Annotated in this window: 18 protein-coding genes; 7 read left to right on the top strand and 11 right to left on the bottom strand. The window is 61.7% G+C overall.

Annotation, left to right across the window (positions count from 1 at the left end):
• The coding region (locus JGZ97_RS05060) for an IS110 family transposase (protein ID WP_207061520.1) at window positions 1-771 on the top strand (771 nt) is incomplete at its 5' end.
• A gap of 378 nt (window positions 772-1,149) precedes the next feature.
• On the opposite strand, the gene JGZ97_RS05055 is transcribed toward JGZ97_RS05060, so the two are convergent.
• The 11 genes from JGZ97_RS05055 to JGZ97_RS05005 form a co-directional block, all read right to left on the bottom strand.
• Entirely contained in the window at window positions 1,150-1,377 is a 228-nt protein-coding gene (locus JGZ97_RS05055; RefSeq protein ID WP_207061519.1) for a hypothetical protein, read from the bottom strand.
• 1,126 nt (window positions 1,378-2,503) lie between these two features.
• Complete coding sequence (locus JGZ97_RS05050) at window positions 2,504-3,727, bottom strand: BCCT family transporter (RefSeq protein ID WP_207061518.1); 1,224 nt, start codon at window positions 3,725-3,727, stop codon at window positions 2,504-2,506.
• A gap of 208 nt (window positions 3,728-3,935) precedes the next feature.
• Complete coding sequence (gene betA, locus JGZ97_RS05045) at window positions 3,936-5,624, bottom strand: choline dehydrogenase (RefSeq protein ID WP_207061517.1); 1,689 nt, start codon at window positions 5,622-5,624, stop codon at window positions 3,936-3,938.
• 31 nt (window positions 5,625-5,655) lie between these two features.
• On the bottom strand, window positions 5,656-7,125 hold the full coding sequence (gene betB / locus JGZ97_RS05040; protein ID WP_207061516.1) for a betaine-aldehyde dehydrogenase: 1,470 nt from the start codon (window positions 7,123-7,125) through the stop codon (window positions 5,656-5,658).
• A gap of 17 nt (window positions 7,126-7,142) precedes the next feature.
• Complete coding sequence (gene betI, locus JGZ97_RS05035; RefSeq protein WP_207061515.1) at window positions 7,143-7,739, bottom strand: transcriptional regulator BetI; 597 nt, start codon at window positions 7,737-7,739, stop codon at window positions 7,143-7,145.
• Window positions 7,740-8,046: 307 nt separating this feature from the next.
• On the bottom strand, window positions 8,047-9,825 hold the full coding sequence (locus tag JGZ97_RS05030) for a Na/Pi cotransporter family protein (RefSeq protein WP_207061514.1): 1,779 nt from the start codon (window positions 9,823-9,825) through the stop codon (window positions 8,047-8,049).
• Between the two features lie 344 nt (window positions 9,826-10,169).
• A complete protein-coding gene (locus tag JGZ97_RS05025; RefSeq protein ID WP_207061513.1) occupies window positions 10,170-11,102 on the bottom strand; it encodes a sensor domain-containing diguanylate cyclase in 933 nt (310 codons plus the stop codon).
• Between the two features lie 129 nt (window positions 11,103-11,231).
• Window positions 11,232-12,149, bottom strand: coding sequence for an ROK family protein (locus JGZ97_RS05020; protein ID WP_207061512.1), 918 nt, complete (start codon window positions 12,147-12,149; stop codon window positions 11,232-11,234).
• A 43-nt stretch (window positions 12,150-12,192) separates the two neighbouring features.
• Window positions 12,193-13,086 carry an AEC family transporter gene (locus JGZ97_RS05015; RefSeq protein ID WP_207061511.1) on the bottom strand — a complete coding sequence of 298 codons (894 nt, stop codon included), beginning with the start codon at window positions 13,084-13,086 and terminating at the stop codon, window positions 12,193-12,195.
• 29 nt (window positions 13,087-13,115) lie between these two features.
• Window positions 13,116-13,595: a universal stress protein gene (locus tag JGZ97_RS05010; protein WP_207061510.1), complete on the bottom strand. Its 480-nt coding sequence runs from the start codon at window positions 13,593-13,595 to the stop codon at window positions 13,116-13,118.
• A 27-nt stretch (window positions 13,596-13,622) separates the two neighbouring features.
• A complete protein-coding gene (locus tag JGZ97_RS05005) occupies window positions 13,623-16,493 on the bottom strand; it encodes an FAD-binding and (Fe-S)-binding domain-containing protein (protein WP_207061509.1) in 2,871 nt (956 codons plus the stop codon).
• Window positions 16,494-17,436: 943 nt separating this feature from the next.
• On the opposite strand from JGZ97_RS05005, the gene JGZ97_RS05000 reads away from it, so the two are divergent.
• From JGZ97_RS05000 to aceF, 6 genes are all read left to right on the top strand, one after another.
• Entirely contained in the window at window positions 17,437-18,501 is a 1,065-nt protein-coding gene (locus JGZ97_RS05000) for a TRAP transporter substrate-binding protein (protein ID WP_207061508.1), read from the top strand.
• A gap of 105 nt (window positions 18,502-18,606) precedes the next feature.
• Window positions 18,607-19,245 (top strand): TRAP transporter small permease subunit, encoded by a 639-nt coding sequence (locus JGZ97_RS04995; protein ID WP_207061507.1) that lies wholly within the window; start codon window positions 18,607-18,609, stop codon window positions 19,243-19,245.
• On the top strand, window positions 19,245-20,612 hold the full coding sequence (locus JGZ97_RS04990; protein ID WP_207061506.1) for a TRAP transporter large permease subunit: 1,368 nt from the start codon (window positions 19,245-19,247) through the stop codon (window positions 20,610-20,612). Before JGZ97_RS04995 ends, JGZ97_RS04990 begins: the two co-directional genes overlap by 1 nt.
• A gap of 269 nt (window positions 20,613-20,881) precedes the next feature.
• Complete coding sequence (gene pdhR / locus JGZ97_RS04985) at window positions 20,882-21,643, top strand: pyruvate dehydrogenase complex transcriptional repressor PdhR (RefSeq protein WP_207061505.1); 762 nt, start codon at window positions 20,882-20,884, stop codon at window positions 21,641-21,643.
• Between the two features lie 189 nt (window positions 21,644-21,832).
• Entirely contained in the window at window positions 21,833-24,511 is a 2,679-nt protein-coding gene (aceE, locus tag JGZ97_RS04980; protein ID WP_207061504.1) for a pyruvate dehydrogenase (acetyl-transferring), homodimeric type, read from the top strand.
• 43 nt (window positions 24,512-24,554) lie between these two features.
• Window positions 24,555-26,450, top strand: coding sequence for a dihydrolipoyllysine-residue acetyltransferase (aceF, locus tag JGZ97_RS04975; protein ID WP_207061503.1), 1,896 nt, complete (start codon window positions 24,555-24,557; stop codon window positions 26,448-26,450).
• Window positions 26,451-26,832: the final 382 nt, after the last annotated feature.

Below are 26,832 nucleotides of genomic sequence, written 5' to 3'. Positions count from 1 at the left end.
ACCGGGGCCAAGAATGACAACAACGATGCCGATGCCATCTGCGAGGCCGTGACCCGGCCCAGAACCCGCTTCGTTCCCATCAAGTCGGCCGAACAGCAAGCCGTACTGGCCGCCCACCGCATCCGCACAGGCTGGGTAAAGGAGCGTACCGCGCTGATTAATCAGGTCCGTGGATTACTGGCCGAGTTTGGGGTCGTCATTCCCCAGAGCCGCTGGGCCTTGCAGCGGGAGCTGCCACGGGTGCTGGAAGATGCCGAGAACGGGGTGCCGGTGATCGCCCGTGCATTGCTGAGCGAGTGCCAAGAGCACCTGCAGGTGCTCAACCAGCGGATCGACGACCTGGAGCGCTGCTTCGACATCGTGGCTGAACACAGCGAAACGGTGCGGCGCCTGATGACCATTCCCGGGGTGGGTGCGCAGACCGCCACCGCCATCGTCGCCTCGGTGGGCAACGCACAGCAGTTCCACAAGGCGCGAGACTTTGCCGCCTGGCTGGGGCTGGTGCCGCGGCAGTACTCGACCGGCGGAAAACCCCGACTGGGGCGAATCACCAAACGCGGTGATACCTACCTGCGAACGTTACTGGTGCACGGCACCCGCGCGGTGCTGGCCCGAGTGGCAGACAAGCAGGATCGACTGAGCCAGTGGTGCAAAGGGGTGATCGAGCGACGCGGCTATAAACGCGCAACGGTGGCGCTGGCTGCCAAGAATGCCCGGATTATCTGGGCGGTGTTGAGATCAGGAACAGAATACAAAGCGTTCGCCGCCTGAGGCGGGCGGCGAACGCGACAGTCACCCACCGGACATTGCGAGGGCAGCGGATGACGTAAGGCTCAGACCAGAACGGGTAAACCTGTTTAATGCGGGGGCCACAAAGGCCGTCTAACGAATGAGGGCCCGTTCAGCGCGTTTCATCATGGCCAGGGCAGAGAACCCAACAACAGGCCGAATGTAGAGCGGCAGTCCGAAGACCTTACAGATTCAGTGTAGTCCTTGCGGTGCCAGGGGGAGTCCATGTAGCCGCATTAAGGTGCGAACAACGCTAAACACCTAACCTAAACCACTGCACCTTAAACACTAAATCCAAGTTTAAACTGAGATCGCCAAGCGTTGTGAGTCACTCTTAAATGCTTTGTTATGTGCGTTGTATTAAACAATGGAAAAGATAGTTTTCTCTCCGCCATTTTGATGCTCTTCAATTTCTAATACCACACCATTAAATTCTTTAATTTTGGCTGCTTCATTTATCGCAGATACTACTGACTCATGTGACTTTCCCGCAAACATTTTGGCTAGCACATTAACTAATGCTAAAGGGATATGGATAGTTTCAGTCGGCTCTTTGCCTTGATAGGTTTCTATTTTTAGCTTTCGCATAATGATCTGTCCTTGATACTTAGAAAGTTTAGCTTAATCAGATTAGTACAAAATCCATATTAGCAGGTTGATTTGGAACAATATGCTATGACGCAGATAAGCACATAACGACATAGATCACGAGTCCCACTTGCGTTTTCTGCAATTGGGATCTCGTGTATCGATTTGCTGTTGTGCGCCGACCATGCCATAACGGCCAGCAAAGGAAAGTAGTCAGATTTGGTGTCACGGACTCGACGGTTCACACAGTCTCCCTAGCCATCGCGGACTTCAACAAAAAATAAAGCCCATATCAGGCTGTATTCCTTAACCGTGACCGATGACGCCGTCGGTTGAACCCGTTCAAACGCGTCGTTTGCGGACACGGTAGCATGAATGAAAACATCCAGATATTGGACATTTTCTGAATCACACTGGTGGTAAAAAGTTTTCAGTTAACGCCAAGTCCTCTTATATATCAGACCAACTCTTAAGCAACCTATCTCTTTGTTTATAAAGCGATAGGCGTCATCTGCAACATTATTAATACTGAGCCGGCTCGTTTTTTCGTATTCATGCGCTGAATGTTTGGCGCTAACTGACTGATTGAAAGAAACTTTTCAGAAACGCCCGGCACCGTCCTCCCATGAAAACGAGCCGGCTCATATTTCTTGGTGGCTTGGCGCGTTATCACCGTGTCCTGTTTTCATAACCCCATGATAATGAAGTATTTGCTTTCGGCTTTCCAGCGCAAACCGTACCTTGGGTGCCGACAAATCGAGCCAGTTGTGAGCTATCGCCTCAATATACTGGATGCATTCACATGGTCGGGCACTAAAAGCGCGCGCATCCGGGTGGTGCTCGAACAGCCTGAGAGAAAACTGAGCAGGGCTCAGGCATCAGGCTTGCTTGAGGGCCAAAGTGGACGCCGGCGCCATAGCTGCCAGCTCCCAACTTTAGAGCGGCTTGGCCAGGGTTCCGGTTTTGCCTGTGGGGAAGCTAAAGGGCGTGGTGAGGCTGTGGAAGGTACCGGCTAAGGGCCTTATTGGCGAGGGCCGGGCCTCGCGTCAGTGGGGGGCGACTGTCGGCGCCGAGAATAAAAAAAAGGGCCGGCCCTCAGGGCCAGCCCTTCGTTTTAGCGGCTTGCTCAGGCGGCGTCGACCTCTTCGATCCGGTGGAAGTCGAGGATGTTCTCCTTGGGCGATGAGTTCAGGCCAAAGACCGTGTTCCTCTCCTTCACCAGGATGTAGGCGAAGCAGGCGAAGTAAAGCGCGATCACCAGGGCGCCGACCCACTGGATCTGGAGGAACTCCAGCTTGAACAGCATCGTCAGGCCGACCATGGCCACGAAGTTGAACAGCAGGTAATTGACCCGTCCGAAACGCTCGGCGGTGAGCCCGAGGTTGTCGGTGTAGAGGCGGATCAGTGAATCCAGCGAGTTGATCACCATCAGTACGCCGACACTGATCATCGCGATGTTGGTCAGCGCCATCACCTCGAGGCCCTCGTGGTGGTACTGGTAGAGCACGGTGAACCAGACACCGATCGCGATGGAGGGAATCACCAGCATGGCGATCAGCAGCTGCCAGGTACGGATGCCGCTGACAAAGCGGGCGGTAAACTGGCCGATCATGATGCTCCAGGCGAACCACCAGAACAGGTAGAACTCGTGGTAGTCATTGATGGGCAGGATGAACTGGTGGATGTTGGTGAAGTACTCGCTCAGAAGGCCTGCGGTACCGAAGAAGTCCTCCGGCGAGCCCTGGCCGATGACAAAGGCGCGTACCCACATCACCGAGATCAGCCCGATAAACAGCAGGCTTGAGCCCACGCTCAGGATACGCACGTACTTGAGCTTGGAGCTGGAGTAGACCGCCATGGCAATGGCCGCCAGCACGATGGCGTAGAAGGCCGGTACCACGGTCTCCCCATCGCCCAGCTGCGGCAGGTACCAGGGCAGGTTCGCCAGCAGCAGGTAGGCGGTAAAGGCGCAGGTACCGATGATCACCACGTTGTTGATCAGCTTGACCAGGGGGATTTCAAAGAACTGCACCCGCGGCTCGATGATCGCGAAGTAGAAACAGGTCAGGAAGTAGAAGCCCCAGATCAGAAACGCCCAGAAGCCGAACTCGATGGCCAGCGGGTTGGCAAAGCCGTACTCGGGACTCTCCGCCACGTTGGCGTAACCGGCAAACTCGGTCAGCGGGAACATGATCAGTCCCACGTCGAGGCCGGAGGTAAACAGGATGGCGATGAAGGTGAGGGTGTGCACGGGGGTGACCCCGATCACCTTCATGTTGCCCCACTTCAGCAGGATCACTGCGATGGCGGCGAAGGTGAAGATCATGCCAGCGGACAGCCACAGCGTCATAACTGTCCCCCTCGGTTGGTGTTGTTACTACGTTTGAACAGCATGGTGTGTTCCTCCTCTACTTTTACGTGTCGAATTTCGAATTGGACACAAACCCAGGACTTGCCTATCGGTCGCTTTTGGCGATGCTTGCGCCGCGCTGATAGGGAAATCCTGAGGGCTTGCGGCCCCGGGACGATGGTCCCGGGGACAGGAGGGCCTTAAGCAATTATCGGTTAACTGCTCGCTTGGCCTCGCCCGGTCGTTGACGGGCCTGCCATTGGTCGTCCATGACGACGGGCGCATCGGAAGGTTGCAGCGGCTCCTTGCCGCGGATCAGGTCGGCTGCCCGCTCGGCCACCATGATGGTGGGCGCGTTCAGGTTGCCGTTGGGTATCGTCGGGAAGATGGACGAATCCACCACCCGAAGATTCTGGATGCCGCGTACCCGGGTTTGCGGGTCTACCACGGCCATGTCATCAAGGCCCATCTTGCAGGAGCAGGAGGGGTGATAAGCGCTCTCCACCGCCTGGCGGACGAAGGCATCGATCTGCTCGTCGCTGACCACGTTCTCGCCGGGCTGGATCTCCGCCCCGCGGTAGGCGTCCATCGCCGGCTGGTTGATGATCTCCCGGGTCAGGCGCACGCAGTCGCGAAAGCCTTCGCGGTCATCTTCGTGCTGCAGGTAGTTGAACAGGATGCGCGGGTGCGCTTTCGGGTCCGCCGAGGTGACATGCACAAAGCCGCGGCTCTTGGGCTTGTTGTGGCCGATGTGCAGCTGGAAGCCATCCCCCTTGAAGGCTTCGCGTCCGTCGTAGCGCATGGCCGCCGGCAGGAAGTGGTACTGCAGATCCGGCCACTCCACCCCGGCCTTGGAGCGGATGAAGCCGCAGGACTCGAAGTGGTTGGTGGCGCCCAGGCCATCTTTTTTCAGGATCCAGCGCAGGCCGATCTTGAACTTGCTCCACAGGTCCAGCTTGCGGTTGAGCGAGACCGGCTGCTTGCAGCGGAACTGGAAGTAGAACTCCAGGTGGTCCTGCAGGTTCTCACCCACCCCGGGCAGCGCGTGCTGCACCTCGATGCCGGCTTTTTTCAGCACCTCGGGATTGCCGATGCCGGACAGTTGCAACAGGTGCGGCGAGCCGATGGAGCCCGCGGAGAGGATCACCTCGGCCCCGGCCTGGGCCTCGTGGAGCTGGCCGCCCACTTCGTAGCGAACGCCCGTGGCGGTCTTGCCGTCGAGCAGGACCTTGTGCACCAGGGCATGGGGGATGACGGTGAGGTTGGCGCGCTGCATGGCCGGGCGCAGGTAGGCGTTGGCGGTAGACCAGCGGCGCCCGTGCTTGATGGTCATGTGCATGGGGCCGAAGCCTTCCTGCCGGGCGCCGTTGTAGTCGTCGGTTTTGAGGTAGCCGGCATCCTCACCCGCCTGGATAAAGGCCTTGTAGAGCGGGTTCTGCATGTTGTTGCCGTTGTTGACCCCCAGCGGGCCTGCGTCGCCCCGGTAGGCGTCACCGCCAAAGGCCCAGCTTTCGGCCTTCTTGAAGTAGGGCAGCACGTGGCGGTAGTCCCAGCCCTCGGCGCCTTCCTGTTCCCACTCGTCGAAATCCCGGGCGTGGCCACGAACGTAGACCATGCCGTTGATGGAGGAAGAGCCGCCCAGCACCTTGCCCCGGGGGCAGTGCATGCGGCGGTTGTCCAGGTAGGGCTCGGGCTCGGTTTCGAACTGCCAGGCGTACTTCTTGGTGTTCATGGGAATGGAGAGGGCGGTCGGCATCTGGATGAAGATGCTCTTGTCGCTGCCGCCGGTCTCCAGCAGCAAAACGGACTTCTCGCTGTCCTCGCTGAGGCGGTTGGCCAGCACGCAGCCGGCGGAACCCGCGCCCACGATGATGTAATCGTATCGGTTTTCTTTCATATCAGTCAGACCTCGCTACTCGACAACCGGCTCAGAACGGCGCGTCGATGTCCGCCATGCCGACGTAGACCGACTTGATCTGGGTGTATTGCTCAAGGGTGACGCGACCGTTCTCCCGGCCGATGCCGGAGAGCTTGTAGCCGCCCACCGGCATCTCCGCCGGGGAGGCGCCGTAGCTGTTGATCCAGCAGATACCGGCGTCGATCTGGTGGATCACCCGGTGGGCGCGGCGGATGTCGTTGGTGAAGACGCCGGCGGCCAGCCCCGTCTCGGTGTCGTTGGCGCGCTTGATCACCTCGTCCTCGTCGGAGAAGGTGAGGATGGACATCACCGGTCCGAATATCTCTTCTTTGACGATGGTCATCTCATCGGTGCAGTCGGTGAAGATGGTGGGCGCCACGAAGAAGCCCCCCTCGGCCGCTGCCGGCGCCAGGGGTTCGCCGCCTTCGACCAGGGTTGCCCCTTCCGCCTTGCCCTTGGCGATATAGTCAAGCACCAGCTCCCGGTGCTTGGCGGAGATGAGGGCGCCGAAGTTGGTCGCCGGATCCATGGTATCCCCGGCCTTGATGTTGTTGCGGGTGCGCTCCAGCAGCCGCGCCATGAATGCGTGATAAATGCCTTCCTGGACAAATACGCGGGTGCCGTTGGTACAGATCTCCCCCTGGGTGTAAAAGTTGCCCACCATGGCCGCGGAGACGGCGTTCTCCAGGTCGGCATCGTCGAAGATGATCAGGGGCGACTTGCCGCCCAGCTCCATGGTCACCTCCTTGAGGGTGGAGGCGGCGGCTGCCATTACTTTCTTGCCGGTGCCTACCTCCCCGGTGAAGGAGACTTTCTCGATCTCCGGGTGGTGCGTCAGCCACTCGCCCACCTCGGCGGCGCCCTGTACCACATTGAAGACTCCCGCCGGGACGCCGGCCTCGATGAAGATCTCCGCAAGCTTGATGGCGCCCAGCGGGGTCTCCTCGGAGGGCTTGAACAGCAGCGCGTTGCCGGCGGCCAGCGCGGGGCCTGATTTCCAGCAGGCGATCTGGAGCGGGTAGTTCCAGGCGCCGATACCGGCGCAGACGCCCAGGGGCTCGCGGCGGGTGTAGTAGAAATCGCCGCCCAGGTCCTGCTGGATGCCTTCAACGGAGGGGGCAAGGCCGGCGAAGTATTCGATCACATCCGCGCCGGTCACCACGTCAACCGCCTCGGCCTCCTGCAGCGGCTTGCCGGTATCCCGCACTTCCACCGCGGCCAGCGCGTCGTTGCGCTCGCGCAGCAGGGCGACGGCCTTGAGCAGAATCCGGCTGCGTTCAATGGCCGGCATCGCCGACCACTCGGCGAACCCCTGCTTGGCGCTTTCAATGGCGGCCTCGCGGATGGCGGCGTCCGCGACTTCCACTTCGTAGATCACCTCGCCGGTGCCCGGATTGACCACGGGAAAGGTCTCGCCGCTGCGGTTGGCCAGGAAGCGGCCATGTACGAAGTTCTGATAACGGGGGAGTGAATCAGGCATAACGGGGGTTCTCGCGTTTACAGATTGGTGCGTTGGTTCAGTGCGTCTTTGACGAAGCGCTTGCACAGCTGCTCGCCGGTTTCGAAGCTCTCTTCCGGGTCCAGGCTGAGGGCGCTGCGCAGCCAGAAGCCGTCCACCAGGGCCGCGGTCTGGCGAGCCGCGGCGGTGGCTTCACTGGCATCCAGTACCTGGGCGAAGGAGTAGCGCAGGTTGCTGTAGAGTCGAGCGTTGTTGATTTGCTGCAGGCGCTTCAGGCCGGGCTCGTGCATGGAGCGGGCCCAGAAACTCAGCCAGGTTTTGGCCGCCAGCGGCGAGCGCTGAAACTCGGAAAAGTTGGCCTCGACAATGCAGTTCAGCCGCTGCAGGGGGGAGCCGTCGGTGCGGGCCATGCGCTGGCGCAGCTCGTCACCCAGCTGGTGCAGCATGTAGCGCAGGGCCGCTTCGATCAGCCCCTGCTTGCCGCCGAAATAGTGGCTGATAATGCCGGACGACATGCCCGCGCGCTTGCTGATGCTGAGGATGGTGGTGTTCTGCATACCCAGCTCGGCAATCGAGGCCATGGTGGCGTCGATCAACAGCTGTCTGCGGGCGTCTTTAATTCCGATCTTGGGCATTTCGTTGTCGCTGTAACGGCACGGCTTTTGTTAATTGAACGTTCAATCAATAAAAATGGTACCGAGGCCGCAGACTGATTTCAACGGCTGTTCGCATTTTGAACAGGCGGCCGGGGGATGGCAGGGAGGTATGTTTATGAAAAGAAACGGCTAACGCGGCTGAAAAAAATTTCAGTTCGGCACCCGGTGGGTTTGCCAAGGAATACGCCGAACTGCCGCGCTCGGCCAGGGCGTTTTCAGGCGGGGCAGACTCAGGGCTTTTTCAGGCTCAGGGCTGCTCCAGGCGCAGGGGGCGGGTGTGATGGGCTCAGGAGGCGGCCTCGGCCTTGGGTTCGAGCTCCCTGTCGTTGAGGGCGTCGATCGCCACCACCGCCTTGGCCACCCGCTTGGCGTAGTAGTAGATGTGCTTGAGGCGCTCGATGGTGTCGATCTCCAGGCGGTAGGCGCTCACCCGGTGGGGCGCGTCGATCACCAGCCGCTCCGCCTGGTGCTGGTAGCCGCTGCTGACCAGGCGCTCGATATCGGTCTTGCGTTCCATCACCTGACGCGCCCGTTCCAGGTCGCTCTTGACCACTGCCTCCGTAGCTTCGTGCAGGGTCTCGGCCACGGCGGCCTGCAGCTTCTGCAGCACCCGCTGGGTTGGTTCGCTGATCTCGATGCCCTCGCTGATCTTGCGCCGCCCGAGGCTGACCAGGTTAGTTTCGATCTGGTCACCGACGTTCTCCAGGTCGTTCACGGCTTCCATCAGCAGGATCAGTTCGTCGGTCTGCTGCTGGGACAGGTTGGCTTTGCTGATCTCCCCCAGGTAGCGGATGATCGCCCGGTGCAGGGTATCCACCTCCTCGTCCATCTGCTCGATCTGGTCCAGGCGGTGGCCGTTGCCGGAGACGATGGCGGGCAGCACCTCCTGCAGCATGTCGTCCACCCGGCTGCCGATCCGGGCAATCTCCCGACGGGCGGCATCCAGCGCCAGGGAGGGGGTCTCCAGGAGGACGCTGGTGAGGTACTTGGGCTGCACCGTCGGCACGGCGGCGGCGGGAAGCTCAGGCACGAGCCAGGTCACCAGCCGGGCCAGCTGGGGGGTGAAAAGGAGGAACACCAGTGTGTTGGCCACGTTGAAAACGGTGTGGGCGTTGGCGATCTGGCGTGGCACCTCGGCGGCGAGCCGCGCCGGCCCCTCGAGATGGGGTGCGTTCGGGGAGAGCCAGACCACCAGTTGGGCAAGCTGGTCGATAAAGAAGAACCAGAGCGCGACCCCCAGGACGTTGAAGAGCATGTGCACGACCCCGGCCTGGATCGCCGTCCGGGGTTTGCCGATGCAGGCCAGCAGGGCCGTGATGCAGGTGCCGATGTTGGCGCCGAAGATCAGCGCGATACCGGTGGTCAGGGGGATCAGCCCCTGGCTGGCCATGACGATGACGATCCCGGTGGTGGCGGAGGAGGACTGCACCAGGGCGGTGAAGGCCGCTGCCAGCAGAATGCCGTAGAGGGGCGCCGACATCTGCTGCATCAGCTGCAGGAAGGGCGGGTACTGGCGCAGCGGTTCCATGCCCTGGCCCATCAGCGCCATGCCGAAAAAGATCAGCCCCAGCCCCATCAGGATGCTGCCGTAATGGACCAGGGTGTCGCGCTTGCTGAAAAACTGCAGGGCAAAGCCCAGGGTGAGCATGGGCAGGGCGTACTGGGTGACCTTGAAGGCGACGATCTGAGCGGTGATGGTGGTGCCGACGTTGGCCCCCATGATCACGCCGACGGCCTGGCTCAGGGTCATCAGGTTGGCGGTGATGAAACCGACCACCAATACGGTGGTGACGGAGGAGGACTGGATCACCGCCGTGACCAGGGCGCCGGTGGCGGCGCCCATGAGGCGGTTCTTGGTCAGGCGGGCGAGGATCACCCGCATGCGGTCGCCCGCCACCGCCTTGAGGCTGGCCGCCATCATCTCCATGCCGAACAAAAACAGCGCCAGCCCGCCCAGAAGCTCTGCGAGCATGCTGCCCCAGGGCATGGCGGGGGCGGCGCCCTGGGCCGCCAGGATCGCGCCGCTGAGGAGCAGGGCGAGGCCGATCAGGATTCCCTTCTTCATACTGACAATCCACTGTTAACGCTTTGATCTCAGGCTGTTAGCCGGGGTTATTGGGGATGGTAACAGAAACCAGCCAAGGAGAGCGGTGGGGCGAGGCGCCGGGGGCGTGATCTGGGTCATGCCACCGCGTTTCCAGGGTGGAAACGTCGAAAAGCGCCGGTTGAAGGGCGTGGCAAGGAATCAAAAGAAGACTGAAAAAAGGGGCCGCCGGAGCGGCCCAACGCTTAAAACGCGATAGGTTGGACGGGGCCTAGGATAGCATCAAAGGCGGGCGTTGAAAATGCAAATGCGAATCAATCGCAATGGCATTGAAAAGACTGGAGAATTGGGGCGGAGGCCGGGCTCTAGTGGTGGGGAGGGGGCTGCGACGGGCGCGGGGATTCGGAGAGGGCGACCTGGTTGCCGCCGCCGCTCTTGGCCTGGTACATGGCCATATCCGCCTCCCGAATAAACAGCTCCGAGCTGGTGCCCGGCTTGAAGTCGACGACCCCGATGCTCAGGCTCAGGGGCGGCAGGGAGCGGTCCAGGCCGCTGACCACCTCGGGCGCCTCCTGGTGGAAGCGTTGACGCAGCCGGTCCGCCAGGGCCCGGCTCTTGGGAAGCCCGGTCTGGGGCAGCAGGATCATGAACTCATCGCCGCCGTAGCGGAAGCCGAAGTCGCTACTGCGCAGCTCCTCGCGAATCATGGCGCCGAGGAAGGCGATCAGGCTGTCGCCCACCTGGTGGCCCAGGGAGTCGTTGACCTGCTTGAAGTTGTCCATGTCCGCGCAGACCAGGCTCAGGGGCTGGTTGTAGCGGGCGCTGCGGGCCATCTCCTGCTTGAGCACGGCGTAGAAATGGCGCTGATTGTGCAGTCCGGTGAGGTTGTCGGTGATGGACAGCTTGCGCAGCGAGTTCTCCATCTGCTTGCGGCGGCTAAGGTCGTGGAAAAAGCCGATGCTGCCGACTTCGCGCCCGTCCTCCATGATCAGCGCGGCAGAGATCTGGATCGGGATGATGCGGCCGTGCTTGCTGATGAGGGCTGACTCGTGCCCCTGGATTCGGCCTTTGCCGCCGTACTCGGGCGAGTACATCATGCGCTTCACGATGCGTCCGGCGCGGCTGGGATGGTAAAGATCCTGGATGTGCAGCTTGCCCATCACCTCATCCGCCCGGTACTCGAGCAGCTGCTCTGCGGCATCGTTGAAAAAGACGATGATGCCCGCGCGATCCACCGCGATGATGGGATCGGGACAAATGGCGGCCAGGTTGGCCTGGAGCAGTGTCTGCAGAGTCATTTTTTTATCTTATTAGTCAGTTTTTAACGCGGGCTGAATGACAAAACGGGCAGACAGATCCGGTTATAACTGTGGTAATTATCCTCGGGGCTGACTTTATCAGATTGCGCCTGTTCGGCAACCCGGGGCTCACGGACTCTTGATCTCGGGCAAGGGCCAGAGCCAGGCCGCGCCCCGCACGCCGCTGCTGTCGCCGAAGCGGGGGGGAGTGAGGCGCGTGTTCACCCGGTCGGAGAACACGTAGTCCCCCCAGCGCCGGGGGATCTCCCGATACAACGCCCGAATGTTAGACAGGCCGCCACCGAGAACGATCACTTCGGGATCCACCACGTTGATCACCGTCGCCAGCCCCCGCGCCAGGCGGTCGTAGTAGTGGGCCATCACGTCGCGGGCCAGTGCCTCGCCGTGATGGGCTCGGGTCAGCAGGGCCGGAACGCTCTGCAGCGTTTCGCCGCCGGCGGCAACATAGCGTTGCAACAGGCCTGGGCCGCTGAGGTAGGTCTCCAGGCAGCCGTGCCGGCCGCAGTAACAGGTGGGCAGCGGCAGGTCTGCCTCCGCGGCGCTCGGCAGCGGGTTGTGGCCCCACTCGCCGGCAATGGCGTTGGGTCCGGCGAGCAGCCGTCCCGCGATCGCTACACCCCCGCCAACACCGGTGCCGAGAATGACGCCGAAGACGCTGTTGGCGCCGGCGGCGGCGCCGTCGGTGGCTTCGGAGAGGGTGAAGCAGTCGGCGTCATTGGCGATACGGACCGGGCGCTGCAGGCGTGCCTCGAGATCCCGGTTGAGGGGCTTGCCGTTGAGGCAGGTGGAGTTGGCGTTCTTGACCCGGCCGTTGTCTGGGGAGAGGGTGCCCGGAATGCCGATGCCCAGGCTGCAGCGGGCATTGCACTGGCGTTCCAGGTCCTCGATAAGGGCGACCAGGGTCTCGAGGGTGGCGTCATAGTTGCCGCCGGGGGTGGCGACGCGGCGGCGGGCAAGCTCGGTACCGTCCGGGGCCAGCACGATGCCCTCGATCTTGGTGCCGCCCAGGTCGATGCCGATTCGCATGGCGCGCTCCTCGTGCCGGTTAGCCGCTCAGCCGCGGTGGGGGTCAGAGGGCAAAGGCGAGCACCACCGGCATGATCAGCAGGCTGCCCATGTTGCCGATCAGGACGATGGAGGCGACCCGGTGGGGCTCCTGGTTGTAACGCTCGGCCACCATGTAGTTGAGCACGGCGGGGGGCAGCGCGCTGAAGACCAGCAGGATGGCGAACTGCTCTTCGCTGAGCCCGAGCCAGGGGCGGCAGGCCAGCGCTACCAGGATGCCGGAAAGGGGACAGAGAATGGCGCCGATCAAGCCTTCGCGCCAGTTCTGCAGACCTACCTGGGCAATGCGGATGCCCAGGGTGAAGAGCATCAGGGGAATGGAGATCTGGCCCAGCATCTCCACCGGCAGGGCCACCGCCTGGGGCAAGGGCCAGGCGGCCAGACTCCAGATCACCCCGGCGATGGTGGCGGCGATCATCGGCATCTTCAGCAGTTGCAGGGGGTGGTTGCGCCGGTCCAGCATGTAGACCCCGACGCTCATGTGCAGGGTGTTTTCGATGATAAAGAGAATCACCGCCGCCGGCAGGGCCTGTTCACCAAAGGCCAGCACCAGCAGGGGCAGGCCCAGGTTGCCCGAGTTGCTGAACATCATCGGCGGCAGGAAGGTCTTCACATCCGTCTTCAGCAGCCGCACCAGCGGCAGCACCAGCAGGCCCGAACCCAGCACCACGGCGGCGGCGCCAATGGCCAGTGATTGGTACTGGCTCAGGGGAAAGGTCTGGGTGGCCAGGGAGTGAAAGATCAGCGCCGGGACGAAGAGGTCCATGTTGGCGCGGTTGGCGAATTCGATATCGGCGGGGCGGTGACGGCCGTAGAGGTAGCCGGTCAGGACAATGGCAAAGAGGGGAAAGACGGTCAGAAAAATCCGTTCGATCAGCTCTGGATTAATGGCCGTCATTCCCCGGACTGCTCCTCAGCTTGCGTTGATCAGCCCTCGGTGGGGATGACCAGTACCGGCCGCTTGGAGTACTTGATGACCGCGCGGGTGGTACCGCTGGAGCGGCCCAGGCGGTTGTGCGAGCCCATCACGATCAGGTCGGCGTCGTACTTCTTGGCAACCTCCACGATGGCGTCGCCGTGGTTGCCTTCGGCGACCACCTGCTCGACGTCCAGGGCGGGGCTGTCTTCAATGTGGCTCAGTTCGTCCTCGTAGAACTTGGCGACCCGGTCTTTCATGGTCCGCTTGATGTTGTCGATGCCCTCGTCGTGCATCTTCTTGATCAGGTCCTCGGGCAGGTAGTTCTCGATCAGGGCGTGGCCCATCTCACCAATCGGCTCCACCACGTGCAGCATGATGATCTTGGCCTTGTAGACGTTCGCCAGTTTGACGGCGTGGCGGAATACCGGGCGGGTATGCTTGCTCAGCGAGGTGGTGTAGAGAATGGTTTTAACTTCGGGCAGTGACATGTCTTCGCTCCTTAATGATGTCCGCCTCTAGGCGGACGTCGTCCTGGGTACTTCGTTCTCCTGGAGGGAGGGCTGCGGCTTGGCGCGGGGCTGGCTACAGCGGTGAACGAGGTAGACGATGGATTTATACTCTATGCCACTATGGTATGACAAACCGATTTCGCAGGTGCGGTTGGTGGAGAAGCCTTCGTGCACGCCCCCGGGCAGGGTATCGCGCAGGTGGCGCAGCGCCGAGGCGTTGAGTTCGGGGGTGGCGAACCCCTTGTCGCCGGCGAAGCCGCAGCAGGTGATGCCCTCGGGAATGATCACCTCGCGGGCGCAGGCTTGAGTGATGCGGGTGATGGCGTCACTCAGCCCCATGCGTACGGCGCTGCAGGTGATGTGCAGGGCGACCGGCTCAGCCTGGGGTGTGATCTGCAGGCGCTCGAGCAGGTAACGGTCGATAAACTGCACCGGTTCGAAGATCTGCAGGCGCGGATCCAGTCTCTCCTTCATGTGCAGGGTGCAGGGGCTGGTATCCGAGTAGATCGGGTACTCGCCGTTGTTGGAGGCCTTCAGCAGCGCCTGTTCGGTTTCCCGCGCCTTAAGGTCGGCGGCATCGAACATGCCTTTGCTCTGGAACGCCATGCCGCAGCAGAGCTTGTCCAGCCCCTCTGGGTAGATCACCTCGAAGCCCGCCTTTCGTAGCAGCGCCTCGGTGACTTCGCTCAGCGCCTGGGTTTCGCTGCTATCGCGCTGGGGACCCATGGTGCGGCTGGCGCAACTGGGCACGTAGACCACCTTGGGGGCGGTGCTGTCTACCACCGGCCGGGGGTGAATCCGGGGGGCTGCGGTGGGCATGGTGGGCAGCCACTGCTGCACGGTGCCGCCGCTTATTTTGCGGGCCAGTTTGGTCGCTTTGCTCATTGCCTGGGTGCCCAGTACGCCGTGGGCGAGGTCGGCGGCCTTGAAGGCCACGCGGCTGGCCTTGGCCACGCCTTCAAAGTGCTCGGCAACCCACTGTGCCTTACCCGCGTGCTTATGGTTGAGGTCGCTGCGCATGGCTCGGGTCAGGTCGCCTGTATTGATCCCCACGGGGCAGGCGGTGGAGCACAGGCCGCAGGCGGCGCAGGTCTCGAGCCCCTGGTAGCGATAGTCTTTCTGCAGCAGCGCCAGGCGCTCGGGATCTTCTCCAGTGGCCTCCAGGCGGGCGATTTCGCGGCAGATGACGATGCGTTGGCGTGGCGTCAGGGTCATGGCACGCGATGGGCAGGTGGGTTCGCAGAAGCCGCACTCGATGCACTTGTCCACCAGCGGGTCGGCGGCGGGCAGGGGCTTGAGGTTCTCGAGGTGTACCTTGGGGTTGTTGTTGAGCAGCACCCCCGGGTTGATCAGGTTGTGGGGATCGAACAGCTCCTTGATCTCCCACATCAGGGCGTAGGCCTCGCTGCCCCACTCCTGTTCGACGTAGGGGGCCATGTTGCGCCCGGTGCCGTGCTCGGCTTTGAGGGAACCGTCGTACTTGCCGACCACCAGGTCGGCGACCGCGTCCATGAGGTGCTCGTAGCGGTCGATTTCGTCCTGGGTGTCAAAGGACTGGGGGAAGACGAAGTGCAGGTTTCCTTCCAGGGCGTGGCCGAAGATCAGGGCTTGGTCGTAGTGGTAGCGCTGGAAGATCTGGTGCAGGTCGTGGACCGCATCGGCGAGCTGCTCCACCGGGAAGGCGACATCTTCGATAATCACCGTGGTGCCGGTCTTGCGCACTGCGCCCACCGCCGGGAACAGCCCCTTGCGGATCGCCCAGTACTGGGTGTATTCGGCGGGGTCGGTGGTGAAATGAACCGGCTGCACGGTTTCAAAGTCCGCCAGGGCGGAGGTGATGGCGGCCACCTTGTTGGCCAGACTCTGCTTGGAAGCGCCGCGGGTCTCCACCAGCAGCGCCGTGGCCTCCTCGCCCAGCTCCTTGATGAAAGGCGGCATGCCGGGCTTGTCCTCCACCGAGTGCAGGCCGGCGCGGTCCATCAGCTCCACCGCTGAAACCGGGGTCTGTTTCAGCGCTGCCACCGCGCGGCAGGCGATCTCCACCGTGGGGAAGAAAACCAGGGCGGAGGCCTTGTTGGGGTGCTCGTCGACGGTGCGGTAGGTGATCTCGGAGATAAACCCGAGGGTGCCCTCGGAGCCGATCATCAGGTGCTGCAGGATATCGAAGGGATCTTCATAGTCCACCAGGGCGTTGAGGGCGTAGCCGGTGGTGTTCTTGAGCCGGTACTTGTGGCGGATGCGTTCGGCCAGGGCGTTATTGGCCCGGGTCTGGGCGCCCAGGGCTTCGAGGGCATCCAGCAGCCCGCCGTGGCTGGCGCGGAAGCGTTCCCGGCTCGCGGTGTCGGCGGTATTCAGGGCGGTGCCGTCCGCCAGCACCAGCTTCATGCTCTTGAGGGTCTGGTAACTGTTCTGGGCGGTGCCGCAGCACATGCCGCTGGCGTTGTTGGCGGCGATGCCGCCGATCATGGCCGCGTTGATCGAAGCCGGGTCGGGGCCGATCTTCTTATTGAAGGGCGCTAGGTACTTGTTGGCCTGGGCGCCGATGACGCCCGGCTGCAGGGCGATCTCCGAGGCGTCCGGATTGATCCGGTGGCCCTGCCAGCCGTCGGCCAGCTGGATCAGCACCGAGTCGGTGATGGCCTGACCCGAGAGGCTGGTGCCGGCGGCCCGGAAGGTGACCGCAACCTTGTGTGTCTGGGCGGCTTCCAGTACCCGGGCGACCTCCGCCTCCGAGGCGACGCGCACCACCAGCTTGGGAATCAGCCGGTAGAAGCTGGCATCGGTGCCGTAGGCAAGGGTGCGCAAAGGGTCCCTGATGAGCCGCTCCGGGTCGATGAACTCGGACAGGCGCTCATAAAATCGGGCGTGGTCAGTCATGATGGTCAGTCCTCGTTATGGCGACCGGAGCCGGAGCAGGTCGCCCGGCGTGATTTGGGGCGCAGTGGGTAAAAGCAAACGGGAAAGTGGTTAAGGGCGCATCGTTCGGTCCCGGGTGGTTGCTACGGCAATGGCGTCTGGTGACGGTTCGCGGCTCGCCAAGGGGTGGGGGCGCAGTGCCCAGGGTGTCTGTTTCAGTAGCCCCATGGGGTGGTTCTCATGGTGTTGTTATTTTCCATTTGCGGATGATTGGTAAGACCAATAGACCGCAGGGGATGGGCTACCCTAGCCGGCGATAGGGTTTCTTGTCAATCCTGTCTATTTCGGCTGAGTGGTCTGCGTCTCGGGGCTCCTTGTTTTTCCTGTCTTTAATCAATTATGGCGCGACGGGTTTTCGCTCAGGGTGGTTTGCGTGCTGTAATTCTGGCAGCGGTGCTGCACGCCTTTTGTTCGCGATTTTTGGTCTTACCAGTTTACTTCCCGGGCTTCGCTGCTGTGCCGGCTCTCCTCTGAAACCCGGCTCAGGCTGTTGCGGGCGGGTTGGCTGCCCCGCTTGCCGTTGTTTTGGCGCCCGCCGGTAAGGCTTGCCCCAAGTCCGAGTGCTTTGGTTGATGTAAATGGTATGACCAATGGGAAGGCGGGTCGGGGTGCTTGGGTGTTACTTTAGCAGGTGGTTTATAGCTCGGAGTGAATCGCGCGGTGCCATTCATGGATTGACAGCTAACCCGATGGGCTCTATGGTGTGGGTCTATTTCGGTACATTGGTATTACCAATGTCTCGGATAGGGGCAAAAATCAGGAAGTTACTGTTGCCCCTGCGATAGCTGGCCTAAGCTGCTTTAGGTCAGCTACCACCCGGGCGGACAAAAAAACAAATGCCTGGGCCATACCCGGGTTGCTGGCCGGGTAAAACACAAAAACAAAAGATGAGGAGACGTCATCAATGAAATTATCTAAGGCCATTACCGGAGTAGTCGGCGCGCTTGCAATCACGAGCGGATCGGCTTTCGCGGACGACCTGCGTTGGAAAATGCCGGTTGCTTTCGCTACCAAGCTGCCGGGCCTGGGTTCACCTGCTGCCTGGGTGGCCGATAATCTCACCACCGCATCCGACGGTAGCATTCAGGTTCGGGTCTATGAGCCGGGCAAGCTGGTACCGCCGTTCGATATTCTGCAGTCCGTATCCGATGGCAAAGTCGCCGCCGGTTATACCTGGATCGGTTACGATCAGGGTAAAGTTCCCGCCGTACCTCTGTTTGCCGCGGTTCCCTTCGGTATGAAGCCCTGGGCTTACACCGGCTGGTACTACTACGGTGGCGGCCACGAGATGCTGCAGGAGATCTACGCCAACAAGGGCTTTGATGTGCATGCGCAGCTTTGCGGCATCATCGGTCCCGAGACGGCTGGCTGGTACGCCAATAAAATCGACTCCCTTGATGACTACGAGGGTATGAAGATCCGCTTCGCGGGCCTTGGCGGCAAGGTGCTTGAGCGTCTGGGTGCCTCTGTCACCATGATGCCGGGCGGCGAACTCTACCAGGCGCTGGAGAAGGGCACCATCGATGCCACCGAGTTCTCCATGCCGGCGATTGACCAGATTCTGGGCTTCGACCAGGTCGTCAAGTACAACCTGTTCCCGGGCTGGCACCAGCAGTTCACGGCTCAGTACATGCTGATCAACAAGGGCGAGTGGAATAAGGCGACCGACGCCCAGAAAGCGCTGGTCGAGGCATCCTGCACCGCCGCGACTACCCGCGGCCTGGCCGAGGGTGAGTACAAGAACGGCGCAGTACTGGCCGGCTTCCAGGAAAAAGGCGTCAATGCTGACCAGATCCCCGTTGAGGTTCTGCGTGAGCTGAAGAAGGTGACTAACGAGGTGCTTGAAGAAGAAGCCTCCAAGGATGCCGACTTCAAGCGTGTCTATGAAAGCCAGCAGGCGTTCATGGAGAGCTACCAGGTCTGGGACCAGCGTGCCTACCTGCCGAGCGATCTGGAAGCTGCCAAGTAAACTGGCAACGCCGGACGTGAGTCCGGTGCGCTTCCCAAAACACGGATGGCCCCACGGGGCCATCCGCATTTCATAGATAAGATCTTACTAAGCGAGGGAACATCCATGACGATGTCCGACCGCGAAGCGTCGGGTGAGGGTTATACCCATCTGCCCGACGCCGATGAATTTCTTCATCACCATACCGAGCTTCCCAATACCCGTTTCAGTCTCTCCCTCGACGCGCTGATCACCGCGATTGGTAAGGTCGCCTCCTGGCTGTGGCTGGTGGTTACCGGGGTGATTATCTGGGCGGTGGTTGGCCGTTATATTTTCGGTCAGGGCTCCGTGACGCTGGAAGAGCTGCAGTGGCACCTGGCCGGCGCGGGCTGGCTGCTCGGACTGGCCTATACCCTGGCGGTGGATGATCACGTGCGGGTAGACGTGATCCATGAGCGTCTGTCATTGAAAACGCAAGGCTGGATCGAGTTTTTCGGCATCGTGTTGCTGTTGTTGCCGTTTCTGGCCATTGCTGTCTACGAGATGATCCCCTACGCCCTCAGCTCCTACGAGGTCGGCGAATCCAGCCCGGCTCCGGCGGGGCTTTCCAATCGCTGGGTGTTGAAGGCGGTTCTGGCGCTGTCCTTTATTCTCCTGGCGGTCGCTGCCCTGTCCCGTCTGCTGCGGGTCACTGCGTTGCTGTTTGGTTTTCCCAAGCCAATCATCCGGCCCAACAATGATAAAGACGAAGGGGATGCTTCCTGATGGCTCTTGAAACCTTATTTGTAATCGGCATGTTCCTGACCTTCGGGGCGCTGCTGATGACTGGCTTCCCCGTGGCCTGGGTGCTCGGGGGTACCGCGGTTATCTGGACCCTGATCGGCGTCGTGGCGGTGGAGAATTTCGGTGCCGATCTCTGGTTTGATTACACCTCGTCCATGGGGCTTGCCCCCGAGCGGATCTGGGGCATTATCGAAAGTGAGACCCTCGTTGCGCTCCCGATGTTTATTTTCATGGGCATCATGCTGGACCAGTCGGGGATCGCTGAGAAGCTGATGAAGAGTATGGTCAAGCTCTTCGGTGCGGTCCGCGGTGGCTACGCCGTGACCGTGATCGTGATCGGCGTTCTGCTTGCGGCGACCACCGGTATCATCGGTGCCTCGGTGGTGCTGCTGGGCATGCTGTCCCTGCCGGTGATGATGGAAAACAAGTATGACAAGGGGTTTGCGGTGGGCACGGCCTGTGCGACCGGTACCCTGGGTATTTTGATTCCACCCTCCATCATGCTGGTGCTGATGGCCGACCGGCTGGCGATTCCCGAGGCTTCCGTTGGTGACCTGTTCATGGGGGCCTTCCTCCCGGGTCTGATGTTGGGCGCCATGTACGTCGTCTACGCCATTGGGCGGCCGATGCTGAACCCCAGTATCGCGCCTGTGCCCGAGGGGCTTGAGCCGATTAGCCCCAAGGTTATCTGGGAGGTCGTCACGGCGGTTCTGCCCACCGCGGCGCTGATTCTCGGGGTGCTGGGGTCGATCTTTGCCGGTGTAGCGACGCCGACGGAGGCCGCCGGTGTCGGCGCCCTGGGGGCCTTGCTGCTGGCCATGATTTCGGGGCGGCTGAGCCTGGATGTGATGAACTCCTCGCTCTATCAGACCACGCGGACAGCGGCCTTTATCTTCGCCATCTTCCTGGGGGCGACCGCCTTTGCCGTGGTGCTGCGCGGGCTGGGGGGGGACGAAGTCATCAAGGAAGCGCTGCTGGAGTTGCCGTTTGGGCCTCACGGCGTGGTGATCTGTATTCTTCTTGGTGTCTTCATTCTTGGCTTCTTTCTCGACTGGGTTGAGATCACGCTCATTATCCTGCCGCTGGTGGCTCCGGTGGTGCAGGAGCTCGGGTTTGACCTGGTCTGGTTCACCATTCTGTTCGCCATGTGTCTGCAGACATCCTTCCTGACACCGCCGGTTGGTTTCGCGCTCTTTTACATCAAGGGGGTCGCACCACCGGAGATCAAGGTTACGGATATCTACCGGGGCGTTATCCCCTTTATCATCATCCAGTTGACGGCCCTGCTCATCGTCTTCCTGGTGCCGGAGATCGCCACCTGGCTGCCGAGCGTGGCTTTCGACCGATGACTGAGACCGGGTAGCTCATCCTGAGGCGCGGGTCCTGCCCGCGCCGATAAGTTGGGCTTGAGGGCTTGGTCAGGGCGTGAGTTCGGCCAACTCTTCCGGCACTCAGCGCTGTGTTTGTATTGGTCTGAAACCGCATGGCTAAGGAACTGGCCTCGTCTGCGCCCGGGGCCGAAGGGGCCCGGTCAGCGACCGAGGCCCGGCGGTTGTCTAAGAACCTGAGTGGTCATGCCATTTCCCGAGAAGGGGGCCACTAAGGAAGGTCGAATCCAATGAGTTACAAAAGGGTCAAGCAGGCCAAGGTTTCCGATGTCATCATGGCGGAAATCGAAACCATGATTCTTGAGGGCAGTCTCAAGCCGGGGCAGCGGTTGCCCTCCGAGCGTGAGCTGGCCAAAGAGTTCGATGTATCCCGCCCCTCCTTGCGCGAAGCGGTGCAGAAGCTGGTCGCCAAGGGGCTTCTCAAGAGCCGCCAGGGTGGCGGTACCTTCGTTGCCGACGATATCGGCGCATCTTTTACCGACCCGCTGATGGAGCTGTTCGCTTCCCATCCTGAAGCGCAGTACGACTTGCTTGAGTTTCGCCATGCCCTCGAAGGGGTGATTGCCTACTACGCCGCCCTGCGCAGTACCGACGCGGACCGTCAGGCGATTTTAAAGAGTTATGAAAACCTTGAGGCCCACCACGAATCCAAGGATTTTCGTGAGGAGGTCAGGGCCGATGTGGATTTCCACCTGCGTATCGCCGAGGCAACCCACAACGTGGTGCTGTTGCACACCATGCGTTCCTTGATGGGGCTGCTGGAGAACAACATCATGCGCAACCTTGAGCACATCTATCCCAAGCCGGGGCACCGCACCAAGATTCACGGGCAGCACAAGGTGCTGATGGAGGCGATTTTCAGCGGCAACCCCGAGGCCGCCCGTAACGCCGCCCATGAGCACCTGGCTTATGTCGAGGAGGCGTTGCTGGCGTACGGCCAGGAAGAGACGCGTCTGGAGCGCTCCCTGCGGCGCGCCAACATCAATGAGTAATGTCATTCTGTAGCAGGACTACAAAACCGACCGGTTATGGCAACAATAAGGAAAACTTATTAGACAGCTTTGGCGCGGTTTTTGTAGTATTGCTACATAAAGTCAGTCGAGTGAAATATGCTGCCTTGCAGCATGAAGGCCGGTGGAATGCTAGCTAAGCTAAGGTATTCCCCCGGCTTTTATTTATAAATGGAGAACGTCACAGTGCAAGAAGAAAGAATCGACGATATTGATCCGATCGAAACCCAGGAATGGTTGGACGCACTGGAGTCCGTCGCCAAGAACGAGGGTTCTGAGCGGGCCAAGTATCTTCTGGCGAAGTTGGGCGAGCGGGCACGCAAGCTTGGGGCAGAAGTGCAGGCGGGATTGACCACGCCCTACTGCAACACCATCGATCCCAAGGACGAAGCCCGCATGCCGGGCGACCTCTTCATGGAGCGCCGGATTCGCTCGTTGATTCGCTGGAACGCAATGGCCATGGTAATGCGGGCCAACGACAACGAAGATGCCCTGGGCGGTCATATCTCCAGTTTCTCCTCCTCGGCCACCCTTTACGACATCGGTTTTAACTACTTCTTCCGCGGCTCCGAGGGTGAGCAGGAAGGTGACCTGGTCTTCTTCCAGGGCCACATCGCCCCCGGCATTTATGCCCGCGCCTACCTCGAGGGGCGGCTTACCGAGGAGCAGATGGACAGCTACCGCCGCGAAGTCGACGGCAAGGGGCTCTCTTCCTACCCGCACCCCTGGCTGATGCCGGACTTCTGGCAGTTCCCCACCGTGTCCATGGGACTGGGGCCGATCCAGGCCATCTACCAGGCTCACGTGATGCGTTACCTCTCCGCCCGAGGTCTGATCGACCGTGGGGACCGCAAGGTCTGGGCTTTCCTGGGCGACGGCGAATGTGACGAGCCCGAGTCCCTGGGCGCCATCTCCCTGGCCGGTCGCGAGAAGCTGGAGAACCTGATCTTCGTGGTGAACTGTAACCTGCAGCGCCTGGATGGCCCGGTGCGCGGTAACGGCAAGATCGTGCAGGAGCTTGAGGGCGAATTCCGCGGCGCCGGCTGGAACGTGATCAAGGTGCTCTGGGGGCGTCACTGGGATCCCCTGTTCGAGAAGGACGACAAGGGGCTGCTGCAAAAACGTATGGACGAGGTCTGCGACGGCGAGCTGCAGAACTGCAAGGCCAACGGCGGCGCCTACACCCGCGAGCACTTCTTCGGCAAGTACCCCGAGCTGCTGGAGATGGTCAAGGACATGTCCGACGAGGACATTATGAATTTGAACCGCGGTGGCCACGATCCCTACAAGGTGTTCGCGGCTTACCAGGCGGCGGCCAACCACAAGGGCCAGCCCACCGTCATCCTGGCCCAGACCGTCAAGGGTTACGGTACCGGCAAGTCCGGCGAGGCCAAGAACGACACCCACTCCATGAAGAAGGTGGCGATGGACGACCTGATCGACTTCCGCGACCGCTTCAACATCCCTCTCAATGATGACCAGTTGAAAACCGTCCCTTACTACCGGCCGGCACCCGACAGCCCGGAGCTCAAGTACATGCTGGGACGGCGGGAGAAGCTCGGCGGGCTTTATCCCAAGCGACGTGATGATTTCGAGGCCCTGCAGGTACCCTCGCTGGAGGACCTGAGCGGTCAGCTCAAGGAGAGCGGCAAGCGTGAACTCTCCACCACCATGTCCTTCGTGCGCACCCTCTCCACCCTGGCCAAGGACAAGCACATTGGCGAGCGCATCGTGCCGATCGTGCCGGACGAGGCGCGGACCTTCGGCATGGAGGGAATGTTCCGCCAGCTGGGTATCTACACCTCCGAGGGGCAGAACTACGTGCCTCACGATCGCGACCAGATCATGTGGTACAAGGAGTCCAAGACTGGCCAGATTCTGGAGGAGGGGATCAACGAATCCGGCTCCATGTCTGCCTGGATCGCTGCGGCGACCTCCTACAGCAACAACAATTGCCCGCTGATTCCGTTCTACATCACCTACTCCATGTTCGGTCTGCAGCGCACCATGGACCTGGCCTGGGCGGCCGGTGACATTCAGGCGCGGGGGTTCCTGGTTGGGGCCACCGCCGGACGCACCACCCTTAACGGTGAGGGTCTGCAGCACGAGGATGGCCACAGCCACCTGCTGGCGGCGATGATCCCCAACTGTGTCTCCTACGACGCCACCTACGGCTACGAGCTGGCGGTGATCATCCAGGACGGCCTCAAGCGCATGTTCCAGGACAAGGAGAACAAGTTCTACTACCTCACCATCATGAACGAGAACTACCCGCATCCCGCCCTGCCGGCCGGTGCCGAAGAGGGCATCATCAAGGGCATGTACCTGTTGGAAGAGGGCAAGCAGAGCGTCAAGAAGCGGGTTCAGCTGATGGGTGGTGGCACCATCCTGCGCGAGGTGCTGGCGGCCGCGGAAATCCTGCGCAGCGATTACAGCGTCGAGGCTGACGTCTGGAGCATGACCAGCTTCAACGAGCTGCGCCGCGAAGCGCTGGATTGCTCTCGCTGGAACATGTTGCACCCCGAGGAGGAGGCGCGCGTCTCCTACGTGGAGCAGTGCCTGGCCGATCGCAAGGGGCCGGTCATCGCCGCCACCGACTACATGAAGGCCTACGCCGACCAGATTCGCGAGTTCGTGCCGGCAACCTACCGGGTCCTGGGTACCGACGGGTTCGGCCGCAGCGATAGCCGCGCCAAACTGCGTGAGTTCTTTGAAGTGAATCGTTACTACGTCGTGGTTGCCGCGCTCAAGGCGCTGGCCGATGAGGGCACCATCAAGCCTTCGGAGGTCACCAAGGCGATCAAGAAGTTCAATATCGATCCGGAAAAGCCCAACCCCGTCACCCTGTGAGCGGGCATCGATGGAACTGACGAGAGACTAGAGGACAACAACCGTGACAGTAAAAACGATTAATGTACCCGACATCGGTGGCCACGAAGACGTTGACGTTATCGAGGTGTGCGTCAAGCCCGGCGACGCGGTCGCCGAGGGCGATTCGCTGATCGTGTTGGAGACCGACAAGGCCTCCATGGAAGTGCCGGCGCCCGAGGGCGGCGTGGTCGAGACGGTGCTGATCAACGAGGGCGATTCCTGCTCCGAGGGCACCGCCATCGTTGAGCTTAAAGTCGGTGGCGGCGCCGCGGCCGAAGCGCCAGCCCCGGCCGCAGCGCCTGCCAGCGGCGGCAGCGAGACCGTGGTGGTGCCGGATATCGGCGGCCACACAGACGTGGACGTTATTGAAGTCTGCGTCAAGGAAGGCGATGAGGTGGCCGAGGGGGATTCGCTCATCGTCCTGGAGACTGACAAGGCCTCCATGGAAGTGCCGGCCCCCCAGGGCGGCGTGATCAAGGCGCTCAAGATCAAGGAAGGCGATACGGTCAGCGAGGGCGATGCCATCCTTGAGCTGGCGGTTGCCGGCGCCGCGGAGCCCGCCCCCGCGCAGGCCGCTGAGGCGGCGGCACCGGCTGCTCCCGCTCCTGCAGCGGCCGCGAGCGGCGGTGTCGAGCCGGTCCTGGTACCCGATATCGGTGGCCATGAGAACGTGGATGTGATCGAAGTCTGCGTCAAGGAAGGCGATGAAATCGGCGAGGGTGACTCCCTGATCGTGCTGGAGACCGACAAGGCGTCCATGGAGGTGCCTGCGCCCAAGGGCGGCGTGGTCAAGGCCCTCAAGATCAAGGAAGGCGACACCGTCTCCGAAGGGGACCTGATTCTGGAGCTGGAAGTGGCGGGTGGCGAAGCGCCCGTGGCATCCGCAGCACCTTCAGCCGCCGCTGCGCCGGCACCTGAAGCCGCCCCGGCTGCGGCAGCAGCGAAGTCCGCGGCGCCGACCCCCAAGGCAGACCTGGCGCAGCTCGAAAAGAGCAACAAGCAGGTTCACGCCGGTCCCGCGGTGCGCGCCCTGGCGCGGGAGTTCGGGGTCGACCTCACCCGGGTCACCGGTTCCGGCCCCAAGTCGCGCATCCTGAAAGAGGATGTGCAGGCCTACGTCAAGCAGGCGCTGACGGAGCGTGATAATGCGCCTGCCGCTGGCGCGGCGCCTGCCGCCGGTAGCGGCATTCCGGCCATCCCCGAGGTGGATTTCTCCCAGTTCGGCGAGATCGAGCTGGAGAAAATGAGCAAGATTAAGAAGGTCACCGCCGCCAACATGACCCGTTGCTGGCTCAATGTGCCTCACGTCACCCAGTTCGATGACGTGGATATCACCGAGCTGGAGAAGTTCCGAAAGGAGATCAAGGCCGATGCCGAGAAGGCGGGGGTCAAGGTCACGCCGCTCCCCTTCCTGCTGAAGGCGGCGGCGGCGGCCCTGCGGGCCCACCCCAACTTCAACGTCTCCCTGCACGCCGATGGCGAGCACATCGTGCATAAGAAGTACGTGCACATCGGGGTGGCCATGGATACCCCGGCGGGCCTGATGGTGCCGGTGGTGCGGGATGTGGATCAGAAGTCGATCTACCAGTTGGCCCAGGAGACCGCCGAGCTCGGCAAGCTGGCCAAGGAGCGTAAGCTCAAGCCGGCGCAGATGCAGGGCGCCTGCTTCACCATCTCAAGCCTCGGCGGCATCGGCGGCACCGGCTTTACGCCCATCGTGCCGGCGCCGGAAGTGGCGATCCTGGGGGTCTCGCGGGCCGATATCAAGCCGCGCTGGAACGGCTCCGAGTTCGTGCCCCGCAACATGCTGCCTCTGGCTTTGTCTTACGATCACCGGGCCATCAACGGCGCCGACGCCGGTCGCTTTATGACCACCCTCGGTAGCTTGTTGAGCGACGTCCGTCGCCTGATCCTCTAAACGGATTCTCCCCGTTTGATAAAAAGCCTCCGCCACTGGCGGGGGCTTTTTTGTTTCTGCCCGTCTGCGGCTGTGCCCGTTGTTGGTTGCGCTCTCACCGGGGCGTTCCAAGCAGCCGAACTGTCCGCCCCGCTAAAGCCGTTCGGCCCTTGGTTTCGCGCGCTAGCACCGCGTTGTCGGCCTGGTCTCCCCTTAGGTTGCTGCCGTGATCATCCGCTGCGGCATTAAGTAATAAACAGCGTCGTCATGAACGACAGCTCCACGGCTGCGGCCGTCGCGCGTCCGGTGGGAATGCGGGGGCTGAAGGTGGGGCGAGGTCAATGGCGCTGGAGGCTGCACCCTGGGAAGGGAAGGGAAGAGAAGGGCAGAGCGCCGAGCCCGG

It is taken from the genome of Motiliproteus sp. SC1-56 (assembly GCF_017309075.1).
In the GTDB taxonomy this organism is placed as follows: Bacteria; Pseudomonadota; Gammaproteobacteria; order Pseudomonadales; family Balneatricaceae; genus Motiliproteus.
The sequence above is the reverse complement of the archived record's forward strand: the minus strand, read 5'-3'. Positions and strand labels throughout refer to the sequence as shown.

Coding starts and splice junctions, on each gene's coding strand:
- betB (WP_207061516.1), bottom strand. CDS start 7,125: ATGCCTGATTCACTCCCCCGTTATCAGAACTTCGTACATGGCCGCTTC.
- pdhR (WP_207061505.1), top strand. CDS start 20,882: ATGAGTTACAAAAGGGTCAAGCAGGCCAAGGTTTCCGATGTCATCATG.
- JGZ97_RS05010 (WP_207061510.1), bottom strand. CDS start 13,595: ATGTCACTGCCCGAAGTTAAAACCATTCTCTACACCACCTCGCTGAGC.
- JGZ97_RS05050 (WP_207061518.1), bottom strand. CDS start 3,727: ATGACGCTGTGGCTGTCCGCTGGCATGATCTTCACCTTCGCCGCCATC.
- JGZ97_RS04990 (WP_207061506.1), top strand. CDS start 19,245: ATGGCTCTTGAAACCTTATTTGTAATCGGCATGTTCCTGACCTTCGGG.
- aceE (WP_207061504.1), top strand. CDS start 21,833: ATGGAGAACGTCACAGTGCAAGAAGAAAGAATCGACGATATTGATCCG.
- JGZ97_RS05005 (WP_207061509.1), bottom strand. CDS start 16,493: ATGACTGACCACGCCCGATTTTATGAGCGCCTGTCCGAGTTCATCGAC.
- betA (WP_207061517.1), bottom strand. CDS start 5,624: ATGAAAGAAAACCGATACGATTACATCATCGTGGGCGCGGGTTCCGCC.
- JGZ97_RS05030 (WP_207061514.1), bottom strand. CDS start 9,825: ATGAAGAAGGGAATCCTGATCGGCCTCGCCCTGCTCCTCAGCGGCGCG.
- JGZ97_RS05000 (WP_207061508.1), top strand. CDS start 17,437: ATGAAATTATCTAAGGCCATTACCGGAGTAGTCGGCGCGCTTGCAATC.
- JGZ97_RS04995 (WP_207061507.1), top strand. CDS start 18,607: ATGACGATGTCCGACCGCGAAGCGTCGGGTGAGGGTTATACCCATCTG.
- betI (WP_207061515.1), bottom strand. CDS start 7,739: ATGCCCAAGATCGGAATTAAAGACGCCCGCAGACAGCTGTTGATCGAC.
- JGZ97_RS05055 (WP_207061519.1), bottom strand. CDS start 1,377: ATGCGAAAGCTAAAAATAGAAACCTATCAAGGCAAAGAGCCGACTGAA.
- JGZ97_RS05025 (WP_207061513.1), bottom strand. CDS start 11,102: ATGACTCTGCAGACACTGCTCCAGGCCAACCTGGCCGCCATTTGTCCC.
- JGZ97_RS05015 (WP_207061511.1), bottom strand. CDS start 13,086: ATGACGGCCATTAATCCAGAGCTGATCGAACGGATTTTTCTGACCGTC.
- JGZ97_RS05020 (WP_207061512.1), bottom strand. CDS start 12,149: ATGCGAATCGGCATCGACCTGGGCGGCACCAAGATCGAGGGCATCGTG.